Here is a 24288-nt window from a genome sequence, read left to right on the forward strand (position 1 = left end):
CTGCCTTCCAACGAAATCTACGCGGCGATGCAGACTGGTGCGATGGATGCCGCCATGACGTCGTCGACCTCGCTGATTTCCTTCCGCCTGGAAGAAGTCTCCAAGAGCCTGACCAGCGGCCGCGACAAGGCCTATTGGTACATGTTGGAACCGCTGATGATCTCGAAAGCAACCTTCGATCGCCTCACCAAAGAGCAGCAGGTGGCGGTCATGGCGGTCGGCGCCGAGATGGAGCAGTTCGCCACCAACGCCGCCCGGCTGGACGATTCCGGCGTCGCCGCGGTGTACCAGAAGGCCGGCGCCAAGGTGGTCGACCTGAACGCGGCGACGGTCAAGAAATGGCAGGACATCGCACGCAACACAGCGTGGAAGGACTACGCTGCCAGGAACGACAACTGCGCCAAACTGCTGAAACTGGCTGAGAAACTGCTATGAGCCACGGCTTCGACACGAAGCCAAACGCCGGACCCGCCTTGCCTGCCATACCGGACAATCCGGTAGTGGCAGTCCTGGCCGGGATCCTCGAACGCTTCCATAAACTCGCCCTGTATCTTTCCATGACGGCGCTGATGCTGACGTCGCTGATCATGACGTACTCGGTGGTGGCGCGCTATTTTTTCCATGTTCCTACCGACTGGCAGGACGACGCCACGGTGTTCATGCTGGTCGGCGTGATCTTCCTCTGCGCCGGCTACGCCCAGTCGTCGCGCGGCCATATTGGCATCGAAGCCTTGTCTTCGGTACTGCCGGCCGGCGTGAACGCGGTGCGGCTGCTGCTGGTCGACCTGGTCTCTTTCCTGTTTTGCGGATTCTTTTCCTGGAAATCGTGGACCCTGTTCCATGAAGCCTGGTCGGAAGGCCAGACTACCTCATCCACGTTTGCGCCGCCGCTGTGGATTCCCTATTCGCTGATGGCGCTGGGCATGACCGTGCTCACCTTGCAGCTGCTGGCGCAAGTGCTGGCGCGCCTGACAGACCGTAGCAAACCTGTTCACACTGTCCCGGGAGAGTAATGAGTCCGCTTGCCTTAGGTGCCTTGTATGGCATCGTCACGATTATCGTGATGTGTTCCGGCATGCCGATAGCGTTTGCGCTCGGTGTGGTCGCGACCAGTTTCATGTACTTCTTCATGCCGGCCTCATCGCTGGATACGATCACGCAAAATGTCTACGAGGAAATCGCCTCGGTGACCCTGCTGTCGATTCCCCTGTTCATCCTGAAAGGCGCGGCCATCGGCAGATCGCCGGCCGGGCGCGACCTGTATTCGGCGATCCATGCCTGGCTGAGCAAGGTGCCGGGCGGGCTGGGCATCGCCAACGTGTTCGCCTGCGCCCTGTTTGCGGCGATGGCCGGTTCTTCGCCTGCCACCTGTTCGGCGATCGGTTCCGCCGGCATCCCGGAAATGCGGCGGCGCGGTTATTCGCCGGGCTTCGCGGCCGGCATCATTGCCGCCGGCGGCACGCTGGGGATCCTGCTACCGCCTTCGATCACCATGATCCTGTATGCGGTGGCGTCGGAACAATCGCTGGGCCGGCTGTTCCTGGCCGGCGTCGGCCCGGGGGTGTTGCTGGTGATCCTGTTCGCCGGTTATGCCGTGTACCGGGCCCGCAAGGAGTACCGCCTGGCGCATGAAATCTACAGCCAGGGCGGCATCAAGTCGGCCTACCTGGACGACGAGCATTTCACTTTTGCGCAAAAGGTCGAGATGCTGCCGCGCGTGCTGCCGTTCCTGATCTTGCTGATCGGCGTCATGATTGCCTTGTACGGCGGCTTCGCCACGCCGTCCGAAACCGCCGGCCTGGGCGCCTTGCTGGCGATCGTGCTGATCGCGGTGGTGTACCGCCTGTGGCGGCCGCGCGACCTGATGCCGTTCCTGAATTCGACCATCAAGGAATCCTGCATGCTGCTGCTGATCATCGGCATGTCCTTGCTGTATTCCTATGTCATGAGCTACCTGCACATCAGCCAGTCGGCGGCGCAATGGGTAGTCGCCTTGCACCTGTCGAAATGGCTGCTGCTGGCGGTGATCTTGCTGATGGTGATCGTGCTCGGTTTTTTCCTGCCGCCGGTATCCATCATCCTGATGACCGCGCCCATCATCTTGCCGCCGCTGCGCGAAGCCGGATTCGACCTGATCTGGTTTGGCGTGGTGATGACGGTGGTGATGGAAATGGGGCTGATCCATCCGCCGGTCGGGCTGAACCTGTTTGTCATCAAGAACATCGCGCCCGACATCCCCTTGTCGGAGGTGATCAAGGGCACGCTGCCGTTCCTGCTGCTGATGTTCCTGGCGATCATCCTGCTTTGCCTGTTTCCAGGAATTGTCACCGGCCTGCCTGATTTGCTGATGGGAGCCCGATGATGGAAAGCCGGCGCTGGGACTTGCGGAACGTCAATCGCGAACAGCGCCTGCAGCGCGCCGCCAGCCTCCTTGGCGGCGCCTGCAAAGGCAAGCTGGTGGAAGCGGAACGGATTGCCGATCTGCTCTACAGCGTGTTGGAATCCGGCGACCGCGTTTGCCTGGAAGGAAACAACCAGAAGCAGGCCGATTTCCTGGCCAAGGCGCTGGCCAGGCTCGATCCGGCGCGCATCAGCGGCTTGCACATGCTGCTGTCGGTGCTGGCCTTGCCGGAGCACCTGGATGTATTTGAAAACGGCATCGCCGAGCGCCTGGATTTTTCCTTTTCGGGACCGCAGTCGGTGCGCCTGGCGCGGCTGGTGGCGGCCGGCAAGCTGAATATCGGTGCCATCCACACGTACCTGGAATTGTTCGGCCGCTACTTTGTCGACCTCACGCCGCGGGTGGCGCTGGTGGCGGCGCAGGCGGCGGACCGCCAGGGCAACCTGTACACCGGGCCGAATACCGAGGATACGCCGGCGATTGTCGAGGCTACCGCCTTCAGCGGCGGCATCGTGATCGCCCAGGTCAACGAGATAGTCGATGTGCTGCCGCGCGTGGACATTCCCGCCGACTGGGTCAGCTTTGTGGTGCAGGCGCCGACGCCGCACTATATCGAACCGCTGTTTACCCGCGATCCGGCGCAGATTTCCGAGATCCAGGTGTTGATGGCGATGATGGCGATCAAGGGCATCTATGCCGAATACGAGGTGCAGCGCCTGAACCATGGCATCGGTTTCGACACCGCCGCGATCGAACTGATCCTGCCGACCTATGCCGCGTCGCTCGGCCTGAAAGGCAAGATCTGCCAGCACTGGGCGCTCAATCCGCATCCGGCGCTGATCCCGGCGATCGAAGCCGGTTTTGTCGAGTCGATCCATTCCTTCGGTTCCGAACTGGGCATGGAAGATTACATACGGGCCCGCTCGGACGTTTTTTTTGTCGGCGGCGACGGCTCCATGCGCAGCAACCGCGCGTTCAGCCAGGTGGCCGGCCACTATGCCTGCGACATGTTCATCGGCTCTACCTTGCAGATTGATTTGCAGGGCAACTCATCCACCGCGACTACGGGCCGCATCGCCGGTTTCGGCGGCGCACCCAACATGGGCGCCGATGCGCGCGGCCGGCGCCATGCCAGCCCGGCCTGGCTGAAAGCTGGGCGCCAGGCGCGCGACGGCAAGAACCTGATCCCGCGCGGACAAAAGCTGGTGGTGCAAATCGTCGAAACCTTCCGCGAGCACATGCAGCCGGCTTTCGTCGAACGGCTGGACGCCTGGGAGCTGGCAGAACAGGCCGACATGGCGATTCCGCCGGTGATGATCTACGGCGAAGACGTCAGCCATATCCTGACCGAAGAAGGGCTGGCCAACCTGCTGTTGTGCCGCACCGACGAGGAACGCGAACAGGCGGTGCGCGGCGTCGCCGGTTACACCCCGGTCGGACTGGGGCGCGACAACCGCATGGTGGAAAACCTGCGCGACCGCGGCATCATCCAGCGGCCCGAGGATCTCGGCATCGACAAACGGCTGGCCACGCGCGACTTGCTGGCAGCAAAAAGCATGAAAGACCTGGTGCGTGCTTCGGGCGGTTTGTACGATCCGCCGAAACGCTTCAGAAACTGGTAGCAGCAAGCAAGAATCAGAAGGGCAAGGAGCTGTTGATGGAAACCTTGAATTTTCGTTTTGAACATGGCCAGCGCCGCTTGCCGCCGCAGGCCCAGCTGTCCGGCGTAGTCAGCTCGGGCAACCTGGAAGTGCTGGTCGAAGCGGCGGCGCTGAACGGCGCGTGCACGATTGAAATCAAGACCGCGGCGCGCGGCTTCGGAGTCATCTGGGAAGCGGTGCTGGGCGATTTCCAGCAGCGCTGGCAACTGGCCGACGCCCGTATCGCCATCAACGACATGGGGGCCACGCCGGCGGTAGTCAGCCTGCGCCTGGACCAGGCGCTGCAAGCCATGATCGGGAGCGCGCCATGAACAGCTACCTGGAAGCGAATGCCCGCGAACGCCTGGCCGCGGTGCTGGACGCCGGCAGTTTTTACGAATTCCTGCCGCCGGCGCTGAAAATCGTCAGCCCGCACCTGGCGCAGCTGGATTCGCCGGTATCGTTCGACGACGGCGCGGCGATCGGCCAGGGACGGCTGTTTGGCGAATCCGTGTATGTGGCGGCGCAAGAGGGCGGTTTCATGGGCGGCGCGGTGGGCGAGGTGCATGGCGCCAAACTCACCGGCTTGCTGCTGCGCGCGGTGCGCGAGCGGCCGTTTGCGGTGGTGCTGCTGCTGGAAAGCGGCGGCGTGCGCCTGCATGAAGCCAATGCCGGCCTGATCGCGGTGTCGGAAGTGATGCGGGCCTTGCTTGAAGTGCGCGCCGCCGGCATTCCTGTGATCGTGCTGATCGGCGGCTCCAACGGCTGTTTCGGCGGCATGGGCATTGTTGCCCGTTGCGCCAATGCGATCGTGATGTCGGAAGAAGGCCGGCTGGCGATGTCGGGGCCGGAAGTGATTGAAACCGCCAACGGCGTCGAAGAATTCGATTCGCGCGACCGGGCGCTGGTATGGCGCACCACCGGCGGCAAGCACCGCTACCTGCTGGGCGATTGCCAGATGCTGGTGGCCGACGACAGCGCGGCGTTCCGCCAGGCTGCCTTCGACCTGGCGCAGGAATGCCATGCCAACGCCGGCGGCATCGGCTTGACGCTGGCGGTGCTGGAGGCAGAGCAGCAGCTGCTGCAGGATCGCATCGACAGTTTTGGCCAGGCCGCCGATCCGCTTGATATCTGGACTCGGCTCGGCGTGGCCGACGGCGCCCGGCTGCCGATGCTGGAAGCCGAGGCTTTTGTTGCCGCCACCGCCGCACTGCGCCGAGGAGCATAGGGATGAGCAAAAGCGTGGACTGGAAAACCCTGGCAGCGACCTTGTTTCCGGATGGCCATACGGTGGTCGAACAAGATGATTTCCTGACCGGCACGGCACAGGTGGGCGGCGACACGGTGACCGTGATCGGCACCGCCGGCCATGCGGCGATCGGCGTAGAAATCGCCTTGCTGCAGGCGCAGGCGATCCTGGCCACGGTGCGCGATCATCCGCAGCGTTCCATCGTGATCCTGATCGACACCCAGGGACAGCGCCTGCGCCATCGCGACGAAATGCTGGGCATCAACAGCTATATGGCGCAGCTGGCAAAGTGCATCGACCTGGCGCGGCGCCGGCAGCACAAGATAGTCGGCCTGGTGTACGACCAGGCCTTGTCGGGCGGCTTCATCACCAGCGGCCTCATGGCCGACGGCTGCTACGCCTTGCCGGAAGCAACCATCCGCGTCATGGGACTGGCGGCGATGGCGCGCATCACCAAGGTGTCGGAAGCCCGGCTGACCGAGCTGGCCAAGAGCAACCCTGTATTCGCGCCCGGCGCTGTCAATTACCTGCAGATGGGCGGCGTCGAAGCGATCTGGCATGCCGACCTGGCGCAGCAGCTGGTGCAGGCTCTGAATCAAGCCAACCCGCAGGATCTGCGCAGCGCCGCCGGCCTGCAGCGCGGCGGCCGCGGCCAGGCCTGGACCGTAACCCAGGCTGTGATCGATCATGCCGGCCCGCCATAGCCTGGTCTGGCTGAGCGCCGACGGCTGGCAACACGCAGCGCAGACGGCGGCGGCAGGCCACCGCGCCGTGCTGGAGCGCTGGCAGTCGCGCGACTGGCCGGCGGTCTTGCGCCGGCGCGAACCAGATGCCTCGGAAGATCAGCTATGCCTGGGATTGGCGCTGCCGCCCGACGCCAATGGCGACAAGGCCAGGATCCCGTTCCAGGCGCAGTTCGGCGACGTCCAGCGGATTACCGATCCGCTGGCATTGAGGGCCGCATTGCCGCACGCGCCGCCGGCCTGGAGCCGGGCGTTGAATGCGTTTGCCGGCGATTGCCTGCACAGCGGCATAGCGATGCGCATATACGGCTCCTGGGCATGGCAGATCCTGACGCAGCAGAGTTACCTGACCCGGACTTCGGATATCGACCTGCTGTTCACGCCAGGCAGCACGGAAGAATTCAGGCGCGGCATCGCCTTGCTGGCGCAGCATGCGGCGTGGCTGCCGCTGGACGGCGAGGTGGTGTTTGCGGACGGCCAGGCGGTAGCCTGGAAAGAATGCTGGCAGGCGCTGCAGGGCGACGGCGGCCAGCAGGTGCTGGTCAAGGCGCGCAGCACGGTCAGGCTAGCGCCCATGGCGGCGCTGGTGTCGACGCTGGAAAGCGCATGATGCTGGGCAGCCGCTCCGCCGCGACCCAGTTGCCGGCATCGCCCCAGCTGCGCCGCCAAAGCACGGTGCAGCAGCTGAGCGCGCGCCAGCAACGGGCGTTCTGCCTGGCGGCAGGGCGGCTGGCCTTGCGCAGCTTGTACCGCGAATTGCAGCTTTATCCCAAACCGGGCCTGGTGTCGCTGCTGGACAGCGGCAGCCACGACGACATGGACGCGAGCACTTTCATGCGTAGCCTGTTTGCGCTGCGCCACTATTTCATACGGATCACGCAAGCCGGAATGGCCGGCAAGGAATTCGCCGTGCTGAAGCAATTGGGCATGGAGGCCGAGCAAGCCATGCTGCGCGCCACCGGCGGCGTCAATACCCATCGCGGCGCGATCTTTTGCCTCGGCCTGCTGTGCGCAGCGGCCGGTTATTGCCATGGCCGCCGCATGCCGCTGTCGGCGGCGGCGATCCGCGCCACGCTGCTGATACAGTGGGGCGACGCCCTGAGCCGGCATATGCATGACCGGGCCGGCATCTCGCACGGCCGGCAAGTGGCGCAAAAATACGCGGTGAGCGGCGCCAGCGAAGAGGCTGCGCTGGGCTTCCCGTCGTTGTTCGAAATCGCCTTGCCGCGTTTCCTGCAGACCTTGGGCGCCGCGCGCGGCTACGACGCCGCTGCCGTCGATACCTTATTCGCCTTGATGGCGGCCATCAGCGACACCAATCTCTACCACCGGGGCGGGCCGGCCGGGGCCGCCAGGGTCAAAACCAGCGCCCGCCAGTTCCTGAATGCGGGCGGCTGCGCAACAGATGACTGGCGCGAACGCGCAATTTGTTGCCATAAGGTATTTGTTCGGGATAAGCTGTCGCCCGGTGGCGCAGCTGATTTATTGGCTGCGACCTATTTTCTGCATGGGCTCAGCTACTTGCGGTGATTCAGGGCCTGCTGTTATTGCCCTTATATACACATCGCATGCACATCGATTAATCCACAATCATTTCTGGAGTACAAATGAAGAAGTTGTCTTTGGCTGTCAGCATCGGCCTGTTTGGCTTGTTTGGAATTGGTAGCGCTAACGCAGAGCCAGGCATCACCTCGAATACCATCGTCATCGGCCAGTCGGCCGGTTTTACCGGGACTGCCGCAGAGGAAGTCAAACAGGCGACCGCAGGCGCGCAGCTGTATTTCGACATCGTCAACAAGCAGGGCGGGGTGTTCGGCCGCAAGATCGTGCTGGAATCGCTGGATGACGGCTTCGAACCCAAGCGCACTGTCGAAAATACCCGCAAACTGCTCAATGAAAAGAATGCGTTCGCGCTGTTCCTGTATCGCGGCACGCCGACCACCGAGTCGATCCTGAGCGCCATCAATGACGCCAAGGTACCCCTGATCGCCCCGGTTAGCGGCGCTACTTCCTTGCATGAACCTATGCAGCGTTACCTGTTCAATGTACGCTCCAAGTATCGCGATGAAGTCGGCACGGCGATCGAGCAGCTGTCTGGCATGGGCTTGCAGCGTTACGCGGTGCTGGTGTCCAACGATTCGTTCGGCAATGACGCGCTGGAAGGCTTGAAGCAGGCCATCAAGAAGTACAAGCTGCCGGAACCGGTCATTGCCAATTACGAGCGCAATACGGTCGCGGTGGAAGGCGCCGTGAAAAAGATTTTCGACGCCAAGCCGCAGGCCGTGCTGCTGATCTGCACCGCCAAGCCATGCGCCGCTTTCATCAAGGAATATCGCCTGGCGGGCGGCCAGCAGCAATTGATCGCACTGTCGAATGTCAGTTCGCAAGTGTTCCTGCAAGGCTTGGGCAAGGATGCGCGCGGCCTCGGCATGACCCAGGTGTTCCCGAATCCGAGAAGTTCAAGCACGCAGATTTCGAAGGAATTCATGACCGCGCTCAAGACCCGCAGCGAATTGTCTGACTCCTACCCGACGCTGGAAGGCTTCATTTCCGCCAAGGTGCTGGTGGAAGGCTTGCGCCGCGCCGGCAACAAACCGACCCGCGAAAACCTGGTGAGCAGCCTGGAAAGCATGGGCGGCTACGATATAGGCGGGATGGCGTTGAAATACGGCCCGGGCAGCCGCGACGGCCTCAACTTCATTGAACTGACGGTGATCGGCAAGGATGGTTACGTTCTGCGCTAAGAAAATTCGAAAAAATCGGCAAATCAGGCCGAGTCCGGGCCTGGCATGAGCCAGCGCCTGGCGATTCTGTGCCCGGGCCAGGGCGGGCAGCATGCCGGCATGTTCGACTTGCCGCGCACCGATCCGGCCACGGCAGGGCTGCTGCAGCAATGGCTGTCCTTTGCCGTGCCGGGACAGCAGCTGGAGCAGGTACTGGCTGATGAAGAATTGTTGTTTTCAAACCGGCTGGCGCAGCCGCTGATTGTGGCGGCAAGCGCCGCCGCCTGGTCGGCATTGCAACCCTTGCTGCCGGCTCCGGCGCTGGTAGCCGGATACAGCATAGGCGAGCTCACGGCCTACCATGTCGCCGGCGCCATTTCGGCGCCGCAGGCGATCCAGCTGGCGGCGTCTCGCGCAGAGCTGATGGACGCCTGCCTGCAGGCCGCCGCGCCGCAGCTCCTGTGTGCGGTGAGCGGCATCGCCGTCAGCACCCTGAACATCTTGCTGGAGTCCGAACATTTATATCTTGCGATTGAAACCGGCGCCGACAGCTGCATCGTCGGCGGCCTTGCTCATGACATGCAGCGGGCGACCAGCGCAATCGAAAGCCTGGGCGGCAAGCTCCGCCTGCTGCCGGTGACGGTGGCTTCCCACACGCCATTGATGGACAGTGCGGTGCAGCCGTTTGCACAGCAACTGCAGCAGCAATTTTCCATGGACTCGCCGGTGCCGGTGCTGTCGGGATTAAGCGGGCAAGCTTTGACAAAAAAAGAACAGGCAGTCAGTGTGCTGTCCCGGCAGCTGGCGCAAACCATACGCTGGAGCGACTGCATGGACGCCTGCGCCGAGCAGGGCATCACGGCGGCGCTGGAGCTGGGACCTGGGGCTGCATTGTCGCGCATGCTGCAGGACCGGCATCCGCAGATTGCCTGCCGCTCGGTAAGCGAGTTCCGTTCGCTGCGCGGCGTTGCCAGCTGGCTGCAGCGCTTGTGACCCTGGTTGCGGTCAGAATTTGTCCGCATCCGGCATCAGCCGCAGGAACGCTTCGATGAAATTGGTAGTCATGGCGGGCGCATCGCGCCGGTAGATCAAGGCAACGGCCGAGTGAGCATCCGGCTCCGGCAGCGGCAGGAAACGGACGCCGGCCGGCGCCACCTCTTGCATGCTGTGCGGCACGATCGCGATGCCCAGGTTGGCTTCAATCAGGTTCAGCTGCGACGACTTGCGCGATGTGGCGCGCGCCGCTTTCGGAAAGAAACCATGCCGCATGCAGAGTTCCGCCACCAGGTAGCTGAGGCCGCCTCGATCCTTGTGCGGGAATGACACGAAATATTCATCGCGCAATTCACCGATCTCGACGCTGCTCTTTTGCGCCAGCTTGTGCTCGGCGGACACGGCGAGCATCAGCTTCTCATCGAATAGTTTCTTCACCTGGATATTCGGGAACTTGCGCAAGATCGGCAAGCGCACCAGGCCGAAATCCGCCCGGCCTTCATCGATATCAAGCGCCTGGTGCTCTGACGGCGCCTTGGAAAAATCAAGCGATACGCCGGGAAACTGGATCAGCAGCACGTTGAAGACGGCGCCGATGGCGGCGGTCAGGGTCACCGAACTCGAATGCAGCACGCGGATCAGCCCTTGCTCGCCTTTGCCTACCTGGTACGCCTGCACCACGGCATCGGCCAGGTCTTCCAGTATCCGTTTGCTTCTCTCGTAAAACAGCTGGCCGGCCTGGGTCAGTTCGACATGGCGCGAATCGCGCTGCAGCAGCGACACCTGCATGTCGCCTTCCAGTTCCTTCATCTGCCGGCTCAGCGCCGATTGCGCGATATACAGGCGTTCGGCCGCCCGCGTATAGCTGCCGGCGTCGACAATTTCGACAAAATACTTCAGCTGCCTGAGTGAAATCATGGTTATGCCGTTTCGAGATAGATGTCGGCCATATTCGATATTGGCGCTGGCCGGCCTGGTAAGGCTACAGTGACAACAGCAGCAGTTTTACCTTGGCTTTTCCAGGTGGTCAATCAGTTTGCAAGAAAACCAGAGAGCGCGATGTTTGAATTTATATTGATTGCGGTTGGCGCATGCGGTGTTGCGGCCAGCATTATTGCCAAGGTTGTGTACGGCCGCCGAAGCGATGCCGCCGAGAACAGCCATGATGCAGAGCGCCTGGAGCGAAAGCCGCTGTTGTCCAAGCCGGGCCGGACCGAATCCGGTCGGCGTGGCGGCGATCGTTGATGAACCGATTGTTCGCTTGTATCAAGCCTGGGGCATTGCGGTTGCGCCGGGCCGCGAGCGCAGCAGGATATCTACCGCGTGTTCGCGCTTGTCATCCAATAGATTGACCGCACCGTCTTCCTGCGCCACGCCGTCGACTTTGAAATGAGCGACCGCATCCTCGGCGGCGCTTTGCGTCACGACAATCCTGTACATGGTCTCGCGGTAGCGATAATCCATGCGATAGGTATCCCAGTCGTGCGGCAGGCATGGCGCGACGTGCAGCTTGTCGCCCTCCAGCCTTAAACCCAGCAGCGATTCCACGATCAGGCGATACATCCATCCGGCCGACCCGGTGTACCAGGTCCAGCCGCCGCGGCCGATGTGCGGCGCTCCGGCGTAGACATCGGCGGCGACGACATAAGGCTCGACCTTGTAGGTAGCGATTTTCTCGGCGGTCTTGCCATGGTTGAGCGGATTGATCAGGCGCATCAGTTCCCAGGCGCGCTGCTGGTCGCCCAGCTTGGCGAACGCCATCACGGACCAGATGGCGGCATGCGTATACTGGCCGCCATTCTCGCGCACGCCGGGAACGTAGCCGCGGATATAACCCGGGTCCTGGTCGGACTTGTCGAACGGCGGGTCGAGCAGCTGGATGATGCCGTCTTTGCGCCGCACCAGGCGCTGGTCGACGGCCTGCATCGCAGTCTGCACCCGCTGCGGATCGCCGGCGCCGGACAGCACCGCCCAGCTTTGCGAAATCGAATCGATCTGGCATTCGACATTCTGGGCGGAGCCAAGCGGCGTACCGTCGTCAAAATAGGCGCGGCGGTACCAGCCGCCGTCCCAGCCGTTCTTGGCGATGTTTTTCCGCAGCTGGCCGGCTTCGGCCTGGCAACGGTCGGCGAACGCCTGGTCTTGCTGGCTGAGCGCGATTTCGGCGAAGCTGGTCAGCACGTCGTACAGGAAAAAGCTGAGCCAGACGCTTTCGCCTTTGCCTTTGTCGCCGACCTTGTCCATGCCGTCGTTCCAGTCGCACGACCCCATCAGCGACAGGCCGTGCACGCCGAATTTCAAGCCTCTCTCGATGGCGCGTACGCAATGCTGGTACAAGGTCGCGGCCTGGCTCGAATGGCCCGGCAAGTCGTAGTAGGAATCTTCATCCGGATTGACCGCGCGGCCTTCCAGGAAGTGCGCGCTTTCCTCCAGCACGCCATGATCGCCGGTGCTGCTGACATAGCGGTGGACCGCCAGCGGCAGCCACAAGTAGTCGTCGGAGCAATGGGTGCGCACGCCGCGGTCGCTGGGCGGGTGCCACCAGTGCTGGACGTCGCCTTCGACGAACTGGTGGGCGGCGCACAGCAACAGGTGCGCGCGCAGCAGTTGCGGCTGGCAATGCACCAGCGCCATGGCGTCCTGCAGCTGGTCGCGGAAACCGAAAGCGCCGCCGGACTGGTAATAACCGCTGCGCGCCCACATACGGCAGGCGATGACCTGGTACATCAGCCAGCCGTTGGCCAGCAGGTTCAGTTCGCGGTCCGGCGTGTCGACCTGGACTGCGCCCAGCGTACGTTCCCAGAACGCATGCACGGCTTGCAGCGCTTCATGCGCCGCCGTGGCGCCGCGATAGCGCTGCACCAGGCCGCTGGCATTGGTCTGGCGGCTATCGGCCATGCCGAGGATGAAGACGATTTCGCGCTGCTGGCCCTGGTTCAGTTCGAACTGCACCTGGATCGCGGCGCAAGGATCGAAGCCGGCGCCGACCTTGCCGGACAGGCGCAGCCGTTCCATCGCCGCGGGTTTCTGCAGCGAGCCGTTGCGGCCGATGAATTCATTGCGGTCGCCGCTGACGCTGCGGTTGCTGGCGTCGACATCGAAGAACGCGGTGCGGTCGGTGAATTCGGTGTTGTAAGGATTGCGTGCAAACACGGCGCCGGTGGCCGGATCGGTTTCGGTGACGATGTGCATGGCCGACTTGGGGCGCAGGTCGCCCAGCACCCATTCGACATAGCCGGTGGCCGACAGTTTGCGCGTGGCGTCGGATTCGTTGCGTACCCGCAGCACCGAATACTTGACTGACGCATCGGCCGCGACATACACGGTCAGCTCGGAAACAATGCCATCCTCGATATGTTCGAACACGCTGTAGCCGAAGCCATGCCGCGTCACATAATCGCCTCTGCCACGCCTTGGCAGCGGAGTGGGGGACCAGTAATGTCCGCTTTCTTCGTCGCGCAGGTAGAACACTTCGCCGCCGCCGTCGCTGACCGGATCGTTGGCCCACGGCGTGAGCCGGAATTCGTGGGCGTTTTCACCCCAGCTATAGGCTTGCCCGCTTTCCGAGATCACGCTGCCGAACTGCGGATTGGCGATGATGTTGACCCAGGGCGCCGGCGTCAGCTGGGCGGCGGAGGTGGTAATGACGTACTCTCGTCCGTCAGCCGTGAAACCGCCGAGGCCGTTCGCCAGGTCCAGTTCGCGCCGTGGCAGCCGGATTTCATGGGCGACTGCGGGCAGCGTCTGCCGCAATGCCGGTATCAGGCGCGGCAGGCGGATTTCCATCAGGTCGCGGCGGTTGATCTGCTCGGCCAGCGTGCCGCGGCTGTCGCTCAGGATGACCCGCGCCACCGACTGGAACAGGACCCGGTCTTCATCCGAGATCTGGTCGACCAGCCGCACGAAAATGCCGCCCGGGCGGTCGATTTCATGGGCGCCGGTGACCGATGAAATCAGCCCAATGATCTGCTCTTGCAGCAACTGCCGGTAACCGGCATGGTCTTCGTTCCAGATCACCAGGTCGACCGCCAATCCTTTCGAACGCCAATAGGCATGGGCTTGCACCAGCTGCCGCACCAGCTCAATGTTTTCCTGGCTCTTGAGACGCACCAGCACGATCGGCAAGTCGCCGGAAATGGCGTAGCCCCACAAGCCGGACTGTCCGCGATGGTTGCGGATCAGGACGCTGGCGTCGGCGCGCAGCAGCGGATTGACATAAATCACCGAATTCGCCAGCCGGCTGTAAAGCTGGGCGTCGGCTTCGCTGGCGTTGAGCTGGCGCAGCACGACCTGGCTATGCGGCCAGGACAGTTCGACCACCCGGTCCGCCAGGTGGCGATCCTGGTATTTTTCGATCAGGCCGAGGCAGATGTCGCGCGAATCGCCGATGCCGGTCACCATGTCGATGGTGGCTGTCTGTTCCGCTTCCAACGTAATCTGGTAACGGATGGCGACGATCGGGTCGAGCACCGGGCCGGCGTTGCCTGCCAGCGGCCCTTGCCGGCGCATCGCTTGCGGCGCGGTCACGGTATTGCCGCGGCCGATGAACTGCATGCGGTCGGTTTCATACGACACCGCATCGATGTCGGCGCCGTGCAGCGCCATCAGATGGAACATCCATGGCATTTTTTCATTCATCGAACGCGGCCGGCGCGTGCACAGGATGGCGCGCTGGGCCGCCACGATTTCGGTTTGCACGAACAGGTTGCTGAACGCCGGATGGGTGGCGTCGGCGGCGGCCGGCGCCAGCACGACTTCGGCGTAGCTGGTGATGTCTATGGTGCGCCGCGAGCGCGAGCGGTTGACGATGCGGGTGCGGCGCAATTCGATGTCGTCTTCCTGCGACACCACGATTTCGGTATGCAGGTCGAAACTGTTGTCGCGCCGCCGGAATTCGGCGCGGCCTTCGGAGAAGATAACTTCGTAGCTGTCCGGCTGCGCCAGCGTCGGCTGGAAAGCGGTCGACCAGAAATGGCCGGGCTCGCCGCCGTTCAGTTCGCGCACATAACAGAAGGTGCCCCAGTTGTCGCGCGTGCTGTCTTCCTGCCAGCGGGTGACGGCGAGATCGTTCCAGCGGCTGCGGCTGCCGCCGGCGCTGGTGATCATCACGTGATAGCGCCCATTCGACAGCAGCTGCACTTCCGGGGTGCGCGGATCGGGGCGTTGCAATACCCGCATCTGCAAGCCCTGGTCGGCTACGGCGGTACGGATGTCGGCCAGTTCCGTGGTGTTGGAATAGGTGGCGCTGGCTTTTGGCACGCGTTCGTGCAGCAGCGACATGGTGGCCTGGAACAAAGGATCCGATTCGAAGCGCTTTTGCATCGGGCGATCCAGCAGCAGGTAGGCCAGCGACAGGAAACCCATGCCCTGATGATGGGCCATGAAAGAACGTATGACGACGCTGCTTTGTCCGCGCGGCAGGCGCGACGGCGTGTAATCGATGGCTTCGAAGAAACCGTATTCGCCCTCGAAACCTTCGGCCGACAGCTGCTGCAGGTTACGGCAGGCTTCTTCCGGCGCCACCATCAGCGCCATCATCGATGCATAGGGGGCAATCACCAGGTCGTCGCCGAGCCCGCGCTTGAAGCCGAGGCCGGGTACGCCGAATGCGCGGTACTGGTAGTTGAGGCTGGCGTCGAAGGTATGGTAGCCCGATTCCGAAATGCCCCAGGGCACGCCGCGCTGCATCCCGTATTCGATCTGGCGCTTTACCGCCGACTCGTAAGTCTGGCCGAGCAGGGTGTTTTCAAAGTTCGGCATGACCAGCAAAGGCATCAGGTATTCGAACATCGATCCGCTCCACGACAGCAGGATCGGATCGCCGCCGGCGATGGTGAGCTGGCGCCCGAGCGCGAACCAGCTTTCCTGCGGCACTTGTCCCTGGGCGATGGCGACGAAGGTGGCGAGCCTGGCTTCGGACGCCAGCAGGTCGTAGAAACTGACGTCGCGCCGGCGCTCGCTGACGTTATAGCCGATGGCCAGCAGATGGGTGGCGGGATCGTACAGGAAACCGTATTCCATGCGGGCGAACTCGCCGGCCTGGGTCACCAGCTGCTCGATCAGCAGCATGCGTTCGGCGGCGTGGCGGCTGCCTTCGGCTACCAGCTGGCTGAGGGCGGCCAGGGCTTGGTCCTGGGGCGGATCGCCGGCGCTTGCTTCCGATCCCGGTTCCAGCAGCGGCGCCAGGTCGGCGTGGGTCCTGGCCAGCTGGCGCAGGGTCGGAATCTGGTCGAGCTGGGGAAATTTTGTGATCCATTCCGCCGGCGCCAGCGCGGATATCCAGGGCGCAAGGATATCCAGCTCGTTCAGGGCTTCGCGGCACTGGCTGGCCAGCGCGCGCGCCCAGACGTTGAGCTGGGTGTCGGGCACGGTGTCGAGGCCGGCGACAAAACCGGCGGCGTAATGGCTGAGGCCCTGCAGGCAATCGTGCGCGACGGTCAAGGTGGCCGGCGCCGAATCGCAGGCATCCTGCAGGTCTTTTTCGAACTGGACCAGTTTCGCCAGCGGCCCGCCGCCGGCAGTGTCGCGCAGGATTTCATAGGTGTCGCGGATGCCGGAGAATACGCGGGCCTCGAATATCGGCGTATCGAGCAGCCCGCTCAAGCCTGGCCGCAGGGTCAGCAGGTGGCCGGCAAGGTTGCCGCTGTCGACGGTGGAGACGTAGATCGGATGCAGCGGCTTCAGGTATTGGGTGTCGTACCAGTTGTAGAAATGTCCCTGGTAGCGTTCCAGCGAAGCCAGGGTCTGGAAAGTGTTCTGGGTGCGTTCCAGCAGCTGGCCGGACGGGATGTAGCCGAAATCGCAGGCGCTCAGGTTGGCCAGCAGCGACAGGCCGATGTTGGTGGGCGAGGTGCGGCGCGCCACCACGGCGACCGGGTGCTCTTGCACATTGTCGAGCGGCAGCCAGTTGTCTTCGGGGCCGACGTAGGTTTCGAAAAACAGCCACATCTTGCGCGACAGCGATTTCAGGAACTGGGTCTGCTCGTGCGACAGCTGCGCCGCGCGGCGCGCAATCGGCTGGCTGATCCAGTAGGCGATGAAGGGCGACAGCCACCATAGCAGCAGGATGGGCGCGGCCGCCTGCAGGGCCGGCGGATTGCTGATCACCAGCCAGGCTGCGGTCGCCAGCGCCAGCGCCGGTGCGATCCACATCGAACGGTAGTAGGACAGCAAGTTGTTGCTGGCCTGGCGGCCGGCCTCGCTGGACGGTTGCCATTCCAGCAGCTTGCGGTGCGAGACCAGGATCCGCCACTGGGTGCGGATGATGGCGTCGAGGTTGAGCGCGGCTTCGTACGGCAGGCAAACCAGGGTCAGTGCGGCGTGGGCGAAATGCTGCAGGGTCGCGTGCAGCGAAGCCGAAAGATGCTGCCGCAGCAGTACGTCGTCCGGTTTGCGCAGCAGGCTCAGGATGCTGGCGCAGAGCGAGGGAATCAGCAAGATGCCGAGCGCTGCGGCGGTCCAGAACCAGGCCGAAGGCAGGCCGATCCAGCCGGTCAGCAGCAACGCTGTCAGTGCGAACGGGACCACGCTGCGGCGCAGGTTGTCGAACAGTTTCCAGCGCGACAAGGGGGACAGCGGATTGCGATGATGGCCGATCTTGCCGCTGGCGGCGTCGCGTACGCCCGGCACCCGCGGCAGCAGCCAGGAAGCGATCTGCCAGTCGCCGCGTATCCAGCGATGGCGGCGGCTGACGTCAGCGCTGTAGCGCGACGGGTACTGTTCGTACAGCTGGACGTCGCTGAGCAGGCCGGCGCGCGCATAACAGCCTTCCAGCAAGTCATGGCTGAGCACGCGGTTTTCCGGCATGCGGTCCTTCAAGGTTTGTTCGAAGGCATCGACGTCGTAGATGCCTTTGCCGACGAAAGAACCTTCGCCGAAGATGTCCTGGTAGACGTCGGACACGGTGCGGGTGTAAGGGTCGATGCCGGTTTCGCCGCCGCACAGCAGTTCATAGTAGGAGGCGCCGGCGCTGGGCAGGCTGACCGCCACGCGCGGCTGCAGGATGCCGTAGCCTTCCACCACACGCTGGCGGCTGGCGTCGTACAGCGCGCGGTTCAGCGGATGCGCCATGGTGGCCACGAACTGGCGGGCAGCATCGCGCGGCAGCTCGGTGTCGGTGTCGAGCGTGATCACGTACCTGACATTGCCCAGGTCTTCGGTATCGCCGACGATCAGCGAAAAGGTGTCGGCCGCGCCGCCGCGCAGGAGGGCGTTGAGATCAGCCAGCTTGCCGCGCTTGCGTTCGTAGCCCATCCAGGTTTTTTCCTGCGGGTTCCAGCGGCGCGGGCGGTGCAGCAGCAGGAAATTGTCGCCGTGGTCCTGGCGGTATTTCCCGTTCAGCTCCTGGATATTATGTTCGATATGCTGCAGCAAGAGAGCGTCTTCCGGCAGGACTTCCGCCTCGGCGTCGGCGAAGTCGGTCAGCAGGCAAAAGCGCAGGTTGACGTCGCGGTTGGCGAGAAAGCGCACCTCCAGGGCTTCCGTCAGGCTATCGATGTTCTGCTTGCTCGACAATATCGTAGGTACCGCCACCAGGGTGCGCGATGCGGCTGGAACGCCGTCCGAAAAATCCATGCGCGGCAGCGGGTGCGGTATGGCGATCAGGGTAATCAGCCAGTTGACCATGGCGTGCGCCAGCTGGCTGCTGGCGACCAGGGCCAGCGCCGCGACCATGGCCAGCAGCCAGTGGCTGGCACCGTCGGCATAGGCTTTGAAGGCAATGCCGGCGGTGGCGGCGAGGCTGATCAGCACAATGCTGCCGAGGTAGCCGCTCAAGGGCGCAGCCTTGCCCATGCGCCGCAGCGCCTCCAGCGGCGGCAGCTTGAACCCAGCCGCCTGCTCCAACTGCGGCAGGCCGTGGCCGATCAGGTAATAGCCGACATGCGCGCGGCGCTGGTCGGCGCTGTCTTGCGGGGCATGCATGGGATGTTTGGCGGCGAGCCGGACCGCGTGCCCGGCGATTTCAAATTCCGACAAGCTGCTGTTGCGGGCGATTCTTTCGATCACATGCCGATAGTGGTCGCGGGTAGAGAAATCCATGCGGGCATAGACGTCGACCGGGTCCTTGCGCAAGGTATGGTCGACCACGCTCATGGTTTCGACAAATTCGCGCCAGTCCATGGCGCTCAGGAAGCGCAGGCTGCCGATGCTGTTGCTGATCGATACCTGGTCGGCGGCTTGCTGCTGCGTCTCAAGCTGGACCAGCTGTTCGATGGTCTGGCCGGATTCCGCCAGCCGCTGCGACAGCCAGGTCATGGGCAGCGTCAGCGCCGGACTTTGCCCTTGCAGGCGGCGCACCAGTTCGGCCACGAACGAACTGTCCATGGGCGGATCGGAACGCGCCATGTCGGCTACCAGCAGGATCAGGTTGCCGGGATCGTTTTCGGCGCTCTCCACCATGGCGTCGGCCCAGGAATCGGCCAGATTGCGGTTGAAGCTGGTGAGCGCCAGGCGGGCTGCGACGCGCCGCAGGTTTTCGATCAGCGCCAGGCGCAGCATGATGGGAATCGCCCACAATTCGCCCAGTTTCAGAGGTGTGACCTGCTGGTAGGCGGCGACAAAGCGGCTCAGGCTTTCCGGGTCGACGCGGCCGTCGCCGTGGGAAATGGTTTCCAGCGCGATGTCATAGACCCGCGGCCGGCCGGCCGAGCTGCCGCGCAGCAGGCGCGGCAATTCCCTGCTGTAGTTCTTCGGCAGGTGCCGCTTGGCGGTGCGGATCTGTTCTTCGATCAGGTAGAAATTGTCGAGCAGCCATTCCGCCGCCGGTGTCACTTGGCGCCCGGCCCGGATCGCTTCGGTCAGCAGGCTGCAGGCGTCGATGATGACGTTTTCATTGTCGGCCAGGCGCGACAGCAGCTGGTCGCGTCCGCGTTCGCTGCTGAGCTTGTGGGCGTTGGCCAGCACCCGGCCGTGCTGTTCCATCTGCAGGGCGCTGAACAGCTCCGCGCGCAGCGGCAACTCATCATTCGCCGGACCATTGCGCAGGCTGCCAGGCAGCAGGGCATTTTTGATGTCGAGCATATTGTCGCGTAATGCCCGGCGTAATGATTCGTGCAGTGGTTCGTTATTAGATTTCAATTCCGACGTTTCTATTTATGCAATGAATCTGGAGAGAACCGGATCGCCTGGCGTAGAAGAGTCAGAGATCTGATTCTGGCCCGGCCGGACCTCCTTGCTGGGAGAAGAGGCAGGGGACGGTAGAGATTGAGGCTGCAGGAGACGGATTGATGCGCCGCGGACTGATTTCCTGCGGACCTCCTGCGTGTTACAGCTTAACAGTTTCCCGGGATAATTTTTTAATATCAATCTGCTACTGATCCGCCTGCTGCAGATAAGATCGCCGCGGCCGGATCAGGCTACGTCAGCAGACGTAAAAATTCAGTGCGCTGCCGCACATAGCGGAAATCGGAGATACACTTGTTGCCGTGCGAAAGCCGGCATCGATTTGCCGATTACGTGTGCTGGCGCACAGATACTCTGCCCGGGGCAGCTTATCTTCCAAACAGGTCCTGGCTGTATAACTGCAAGACCCGCGATCAAGTGCACGCGATGAATATGGTGCTTCCCGTAAATGGAGACTGAGATGGAAATGAAAGCAATCGCATCCGCCGTCATGGCGATATCCCTGGCCACGGGAGGAGTTGCATCCGCCCAGAATTACGGCGACCGCAACGACCACCAGCAGCGCAACGACCAAGGCGATCGCCGCGACAACCAGGGCCGGCAGCAAGATCATCGCGACGGCAGGGACCGCGGGCAAGCTAACCGCGATCAGCGTGGCGACTGGCGTGGCGGCGACCGTCAGGGTGAACGAGGCGCCGGCCCCAATCACCAGTTCTACCGGGGCCAGCGCCTGCCGCCCGAATACCGCAATCGCCAGTATGTGGTCGATGACTGGCGCGGCCATCACCTGAATGCGCCGCCGCGCGGCTACCATTGGGTGCAGACCGGCGGCGACTATGTCCTGGTGGCGATTTCCACCGGCATCATCCTGCAGCTTCTGCTGAACAACTGACAGAGCTGCGCTTGCCATACTGCATCTTGCGATGCAAACGATAAGCCCTCCTGCTCAATCGACCAGGAGGGCTTTATTTTCTGTACGAGAGACTGGTTTATTTCCCAAAGGTCCAGAACATCGTCAATACGGCGAGCGCCATGACGCCGGTGCAGACCCAGCCCAATATCTTCAGCCTGGCGTCAATCACGAACTGCCCCATGATCTTGGGGTGGGCCGCCATCAGCATCATGACCGCCATGATGGGCACGGAAATGACGCCGTTGATTACCGCGCTCCAGTACAAGGCCTTGATCGGATCGATGGGAGTGAAGCAGAGCACCACGCCGACGGCGGTCGAGACGGCGATGATGCCGTAGAATTTCTTGGCCGCCACAGGTTTCAGCTCCAGGCTGTTTTTCCAATGGAATGCGCCAGCCATGGCGTAGGCCGCGGAGCCGGCCAGCACCGGGACCGCCAGCAGGCCGGTGCCGATGATGCCTGCGCTGAATAGCCAGAAAGCGAACTCGCCTGCGATCGGCCGCAGCGCCGAAGCTGCCTGCGCCGAGCTCTGGATATTCGTGACGCCATGCAGGCCGAGGGTGACCGCCGTGGTCAGCATGATGAAATAGGCGACCAGATTGGAAAATCCCATGCCAATGACAGTGTCGATCTTGATCCGGCGAAAATTGGCGCTGGCCTGGTTGGGCGCATCTCGCAACGGCTTGGCCGCGGGCCGGGACTGCTGCTCCTCCACTTCCTGCGAGGCTTGCCAGAAAAACAGATAGGGGCTGATGGTGGTGCCGAATACCGCGACCACCGTGGTGATGTATGCCGGTTTCCAGGATAGCTGCGGCCAGACCGTTTTTGCGAAGACTTCGGTCCAGGGCGTATGCACGACGAACGCGGCGCCGACATAGGCCAGCAAGGCCAGCGTCAGCCATTTCAACAAGCGTACGTAACGGTCGTAGGGAATGAAAATCTGCAGCAGCAGCGACAGCAGGCCGAAGCCCAGTGCATATAAATGCGCGGGGCCGCCTGCCAGCAGCTTCAAGGCTTCGCCCATGGCGGCGACATCCGCTGCGATATTGATGGTGTTGGCAAGCAGCAGCAGGCCGACGATGGCGTACAGCAGCCATGGCGGGTAATGGCGGCGGATATTGGTCGCCAGGCCATGGCCGCTGACGCGGCCGATCTTGGCGCTGACGACCTGGATCCCGACCATCAGCGGATACGTCAGGAACAGCGTCCATAGCAGATTGAAGCCGAATTGCGCACCGGCTTGGGAATAGGTGGCGATGCCGCTGGGGTCGTCATCCGCGGCGCCGGTAATCAACCCTGGCCCCAGCTTTTGCAGCCAGGTCTTTTTAGCATCGGGATTTGTCATTGGCGAACTGTCTCCATGTCAGAAAAGCAGTTTCTTTGTCCTCTTGCTTAGTTCTCTTGTTGTGCAGTCTATTCCACAACCCCGATGGGGTCTGTGTGCTAGCCAACAAAGCCGGAGCAGGTATTGGTGGATTGGCAAAATCCCGCTGCAGCTAAAGCACGCGTTATGTGTGTCAGCGCACCGATTTTTAGCAGCCGACGCCATACAGTGAACATTCCTTCCCATCCCTCACTGTTATGGAGAGCAACCATGCCAGAAACGAAAAAACCCATTTCCGCGGCAATCGATACCGCCGCCATCCGTGCCGCCGCCAAGAACATGGATGACGGCGCGGTGACGGCAGGCTACCGCGGCGACCGCGAGCAGGTGGTCGCCATGCTCAACGATGCGCTGGCGACCGAACTGGTCTGCGTACTGCGTTATAAACGGCACTACTACACGGCGGCCGGCTTGCAAAACGGATCGATCAAGGATGAATTCCTGGAGCATGCAATGGAAGAGCAGGCCCATGCCGACCAGATCGCGGAGCGCATCGTGCAGCTCAATGGCAAGCCGGATTTCAATCCGGATACGCTGGTGCAGCGCAGCCATGCGGAATACGATGGCGCGGACGACATCAAGGCCATGATCAAGGCTAACCTGATCGCCGAACGAGTGGCGATCGAAGCTTACCGCCAGATGATAGAACGGATCGGCGACAGCGATCCGACCACACGCCTGCTGCTGGTCGGCATCATGGCCAAAGAAGAAGAACACGCCGACGACATGCGCGATCTGCTGGCTTGAGCGTGACGCAGTCCTGCGGCAGAACGCAGGCGCATCGATGCCATTTGATTAATATTACTTCGAGGAGATTATCTTGCTGGAATCAAATTTGAAAGCCGTCAACGATGACGTGAAAAAACTGATCAAGGATGCGCAAGCCTTGTTTTTGGCCGCGGCCGACCTGACCGGGGAAAAGGCTGAAGAAATGCGCAACCGCGGCATGCGCTTGCTCGACAAGGCCGTGGTTACCGCCCAGGAAGCGCAGGCCAGCGCCCGCGTCGCCGGCCGGGAAATGACGGATTCTGCCGAAAGCTATGTGAAGGAGAATCCGTGGCGGGCATTGGCGACAGCCGCCGGCGTGGGATTTTTGGCCGCGTTGGTCCTGACCAAGAGATAGCCCGCAGCGCTGGAAAAACGGAAAGGCGTGGCGCGATATGCGCCACGCCTTTCTATTGCGGCGGTAGTTTTAAAGTCGCCCGGTCAGCAGCATGACGATCAGGATGACGACGATCAGGCCGGTGATGCCGCTGGGACCGTAACCCCAGTTGCGGCTATGCGGCCAGCTCGGCAAGGCGCCGATGACAATGAGGATCAGGATGACGAGTAAGATGGTGCTCATGCTTGGCTCCTAAAGAAGTTGGCAGGCTGGTTGGCAAGCAAGAGCGCAGGGCTTGCAACAGGAACCTGGCGGCGGAATTATTTACCGCCAGGAGTGGAACCAAGATAACCGGGAAAGATCACAAGGTCTGTGCGCTGGCGTACAAAAACCGGTCGCTGGCCTGCCTGCCGCCCAGCTCTGCTGTCGATGTTGACAGTGGCAGCTTTGGCCGAAATATGGTCTGATCGAGAGCGCCGCGCTTGTTGTTCCAAATACTGTGCCAAAATACAAAATCCAGCAGATGCCGGTTTGGCCGTTTACTTACACACCGTCTTACATGCCGTCCGGAGACCGCAATGCGTACCGAAACAATTGGCGAATATGAAATCGAATATTCCGGAATCCAGCTCCCCGATAGCGAAGACTGGGCCGCCAACCTGGCGATCTACGGCCCTTCCAGCAACCCCATGCATAGAAACGATATTTTTCCGTCGCAGCGGGTGGTGGTCGACGCCGTCTTCCACACCGAGCAAGAGGCCGAAACAGAGGCGCGCGCATTCGCCATTTCAATGATAGAAAAAGGCAGGAAAAAAGACGCCTGAAGGTAAGCTGGAAATTCGCAGGCTGGAAATTCCGCAGGCCGGCAATTCCGTGGCACAGATTATTCAGCAAGGAGAAACACGATGCAGTTAGGGATGATTGGATTGGGGCGCATGGGCGCCAACATGGTAAGGCGCCTGACCAAGGGCGACCATCAATGCGTAGTGTATGACCTGCATCCGGAAGCGGTGCAGGC

The 24288-nt window shown here is 62.4% G+C and carries 21 protein-coding genes; 17 read left to right on the top strand and 4 right to left on the bottom strand.

Annotation, left to right across the window (positions count from 1 at the left end; genetic code table 11):
- From dctP to JWQ61_RS07605, 11 genes are all read left to right on the top strand, one after another.
- A partial coding sequence (gene dctP / locus JWQ61_RS07555; RefSeq protein ID WP_304359982.1) for a TRAP transporter substrate-binding protein DctP occupies positions 1-435 on the top strand: 435 nt, incomplete at its 5' end.
- The gene (locus JWQ61_RS07560) at positions 432-1013 is read left to right on the top strand and encodes a TRAP transporter small permease (protein WP_304359983.1); all 582 of its coding nucleotides are present in this window, start codon (positions 432-434) and stop codon (positions 1011-1013) included. The genes dctP and JWQ61_RS07560, both read left to right, overlap by 4 nt.
- Positions 1013-2362: a TRAP transporter large permease gene (locus JWQ61_RS07565; RefSeq protein WP_304359984.1), complete on the top strand. Its 1350-nt coding sequence runs from the start codon at positions 1013-1015 to the stop codon at positions 2360-2362. Before JWQ61_RS07560 ends, JWQ61_RS07565 begins: the two co-directional genes overlap by 1 nt.
- Positions 2359-4023, top strand: coding sequence for a malonate decarboxylase subunit alpha (mdcA, locus tag JWQ61_RS07570; protein WP_304359985.1), 1665 nt, complete (start codon positions 2359-2361; stop codon positions 4021-4023). Before JWQ61_RS07565 ends, mdcA begins: the two co-directional genes overlap by 4 nt.
- 35 nt (positions 4024-4058) lie before the next feature.
- The gene (gene mdcC / locus JWQ61_RS07575) at positions 4059-4373 is read left to right on the top strand and encodes a malonate decarboxylase acyl carrier protein (RefSeq protein ID WP_304359986.1); all 315 of its coding nucleotides are present in this window, start codon (positions 4059-4061) and stop codon (positions 4371-4373) included.
- Positions 4370-5269, top strand: a complete 900-nt coding sequence (locus JWQ61_RS07580; protein WP_304359987.1) for a biotin-independent malonate decarboxylase subunit beta — start codon at positions 4370-4372, stop codon at positions 5267-5269. The genes mdcC and JWQ61_RS07580 overlap by 4 nt, the downstream gene beginning before the upstream one ends.
- Positions 5270-5271: 2 nt before the next feature.
- A complete protein-coding gene (locus JWQ61_RS07585) occupies positions 5272-5994 on the top strand; it encodes a biotin-independent malonate decarboxylase subunit gamma (protein WP_304359988.1) in 723 nt (240 codons plus the stop codon).
- A complete protein-coding gene (gene mdcG, locus JWQ61_RS07590; protein WP_304359989.1) occupies positions 5978-6643 on the top strand; it encodes a malonate decarboxylase holo-[acyl-carrier-protein] synthase in 666 nt (221 codons plus the stop codon). Before JWQ61_RS07585 ends, mdcG begins: the two co-directional genes overlap by 17 nt.
- Positions 6640-7563 (top strand): triphosphoribosyl-dephospho-CoA synthase MdcB, encoded by a 924-nt coding sequence (mdcB, locus tag JWQ61_RS07595; RefSeq protein ID WP_304359990.1) that lies wholly within the window; start codon positions 6640-6642, stop codon positions 7561-7563. The genes mdcG and mdcB overlap by 4 nt, the downstream gene beginning before the upstream one ends.
- A 77-nt stretch (positions 7564-7640) precedes the next feature.
- Complete coding sequence (locus tag JWQ61_RS07600) at positions 7641-8777, top strand: ABC transporter substrate-binding protein (protein WP_304359991.1); 1137 nt, start codon at positions 7641-7643, stop codon at positions 8775-8777.
- Positions 8778-8822: 45 nt separating this feature from the next.
- The gene (locus tag JWQ61_RS07605; protein ID WP_304359992.1) at positions 8823-9749 is read left to right on the top strand and encodes an ACP S-malonyltransferase; all 927 of its coding nucleotides are present in this window, start codon (positions 8823-8825) and stop codon (positions 9747-9749) included.
- A 12-nt stretch (positions 9750-9761) separates the two neighbouring features.
- Here the strand turns inward: JWQ61_RS07605 and JWQ61_RS07610 are convergent, their stop codons facing one another.
- Positions 9762-10667: a LysR family transcriptional regulator gene (locus JWQ61_RS07610; protein ID WP_304359993.1), complete on the bottom strand. Its 906-nt coding sequence runs from the start codon at positions 10665-10667 to the stop codon at positions 9762-9764.
- 21 nt (positions 10668-10688) lie between these two features.
- On the opposite strand from JWQ61_RS07610, the gene JWQ61_RS07615 reads away from it, so the two are divergent.
- A complete protein-coding gene (locus tag JWQ61_RS07615; protein ID WP_304359994.1) occupies positions 10689-10994 on the top strand; it encodes a hypothetical protein in 306 nt (101 codons plus the stop codon).
- A 21-nt stretch (positions 10995-11015) separates the two neighbouring features.
- On the opposite strand, the gene JWQ61_RS07620 is transcribed toward JWQ61_RS07615, so the two are convergent.
- Positions 11016-19769 carry a glycoside hydrolase family 94 protein gene (locus JWQ61_RS07620; RefSeq protein ID WP_304359995.1) on the bottom strand — a complete coding sequence of 2918 codons (8754 nt, stop codon included), beginning with the start codon at positions 19767-19769 and terminating at the stop codon, positions 11016-11018.
- A gap of 562 nt (positions 19770-20331) precedes the next feature.
- On the opposite strand from JWQ61_RS07620, the gene JWQ61_RS07625 reads away from it, so the two are divergent.
- Complete coding sequence (locus tag JWQ61_RS07625) at positions 20332-20763, top strand: RcnB family protein (protein ID WP_304359996.1); 432 nt, start codon at positions 20332-20334, stop codon at positions 20761-20763.
- Positions 20764-20860: 97 nt separating this feature from the next.
- Here the strand turns inward: JWQ61_RS07625 and JWQ61_RS07630 are convergent, their stop codons facing one another.
- Positions 20861-22129, bottom strand: coding sequence for an NRAMP family divalent metal transporter (locus JWQ61_RS07630; RefSeq protein ID WP_304359997.1), 1269 nt, complete (start codon positions 22127-22129; stop codon positions 20861-20863).
- A 249-nt stretch (positions 22130-22378) separates the two neighbouring features.
- Here JWQ61_RS07630 and JWQ61_RS07635 point away from each other — a divergent pair, with 249 nt between their 5' ends.
- The gene (locus tag JWQ61_RS07635; protein ID WP_304359998.1) at positions 22379-22915 is read left to right on the top strand and encodes a bacterioferritin; all 537 of its coding nucleotides are present in this window, start codon (positions 22379-22381) and stop codon (positions 22913-22915) included.
- Between the two features lie 73 nt (positions 22916-22988).
- Positions 22989-23291, top strand: coding sequence for a YqjD family protein (locus JWQ61_RS07640; RefSeq protein WP_120236227.1), 303 nt, complete (start codon positions 22989-22991; stop codon positions 23289-23291).
- A 69-nt stretch (positions 23292-23360) separates the two neighbouring features.
- Here the strand turns inward: JWQ61_RS07640 and JWQ61_RS07645 are convergent, their stop codons facing one another.
- On the bottom strand, positions 23361-23513 hold the full coding sequence (locus tag JWQ61_RS07645) for a DUF3309 domain-containing protein (protein WP_120236226.1): 153 nt from the start codon (positions 23511-23513) through the stop codon (positions 23361-23363).
- Between the two features lie 335 nt (positions 23514-23848).
- Here JWQ61_RS07645 and JWQ61_RS07650 point away from each other — a divergent pair, with 335 nt between their 5' ends.
- Complete coding sequence (locus JWQ61_RS07650; protein ID WP_304359999.1) at positions 23849-24094, top strand: hypothetical protein; 246 nt, start codon at positions 23849-23851, stop codon at positions 24092-24094.
- Between the two features lie 81 nt (positions 24095-24175).
- A partial coding sequence (locus tag JWQ61_RS07655) for an NAD(P)-binding domain-containing protein (RefSeq protein ID WP_304360000.1) occupies positions 24176-24288 on the top strand: 113 nt, incomplete at its 3' end.

The sequence above is a fragment of the Collimonas fungivorans genome, assembly GCF_028292705.1.
Lineage (GTDB): Bacteria > Pseudomonadota > Gammaproteobacteria > Burkholderiales > Burkholderiaceae_D > Collimonas > Collimonas fungivorans_B.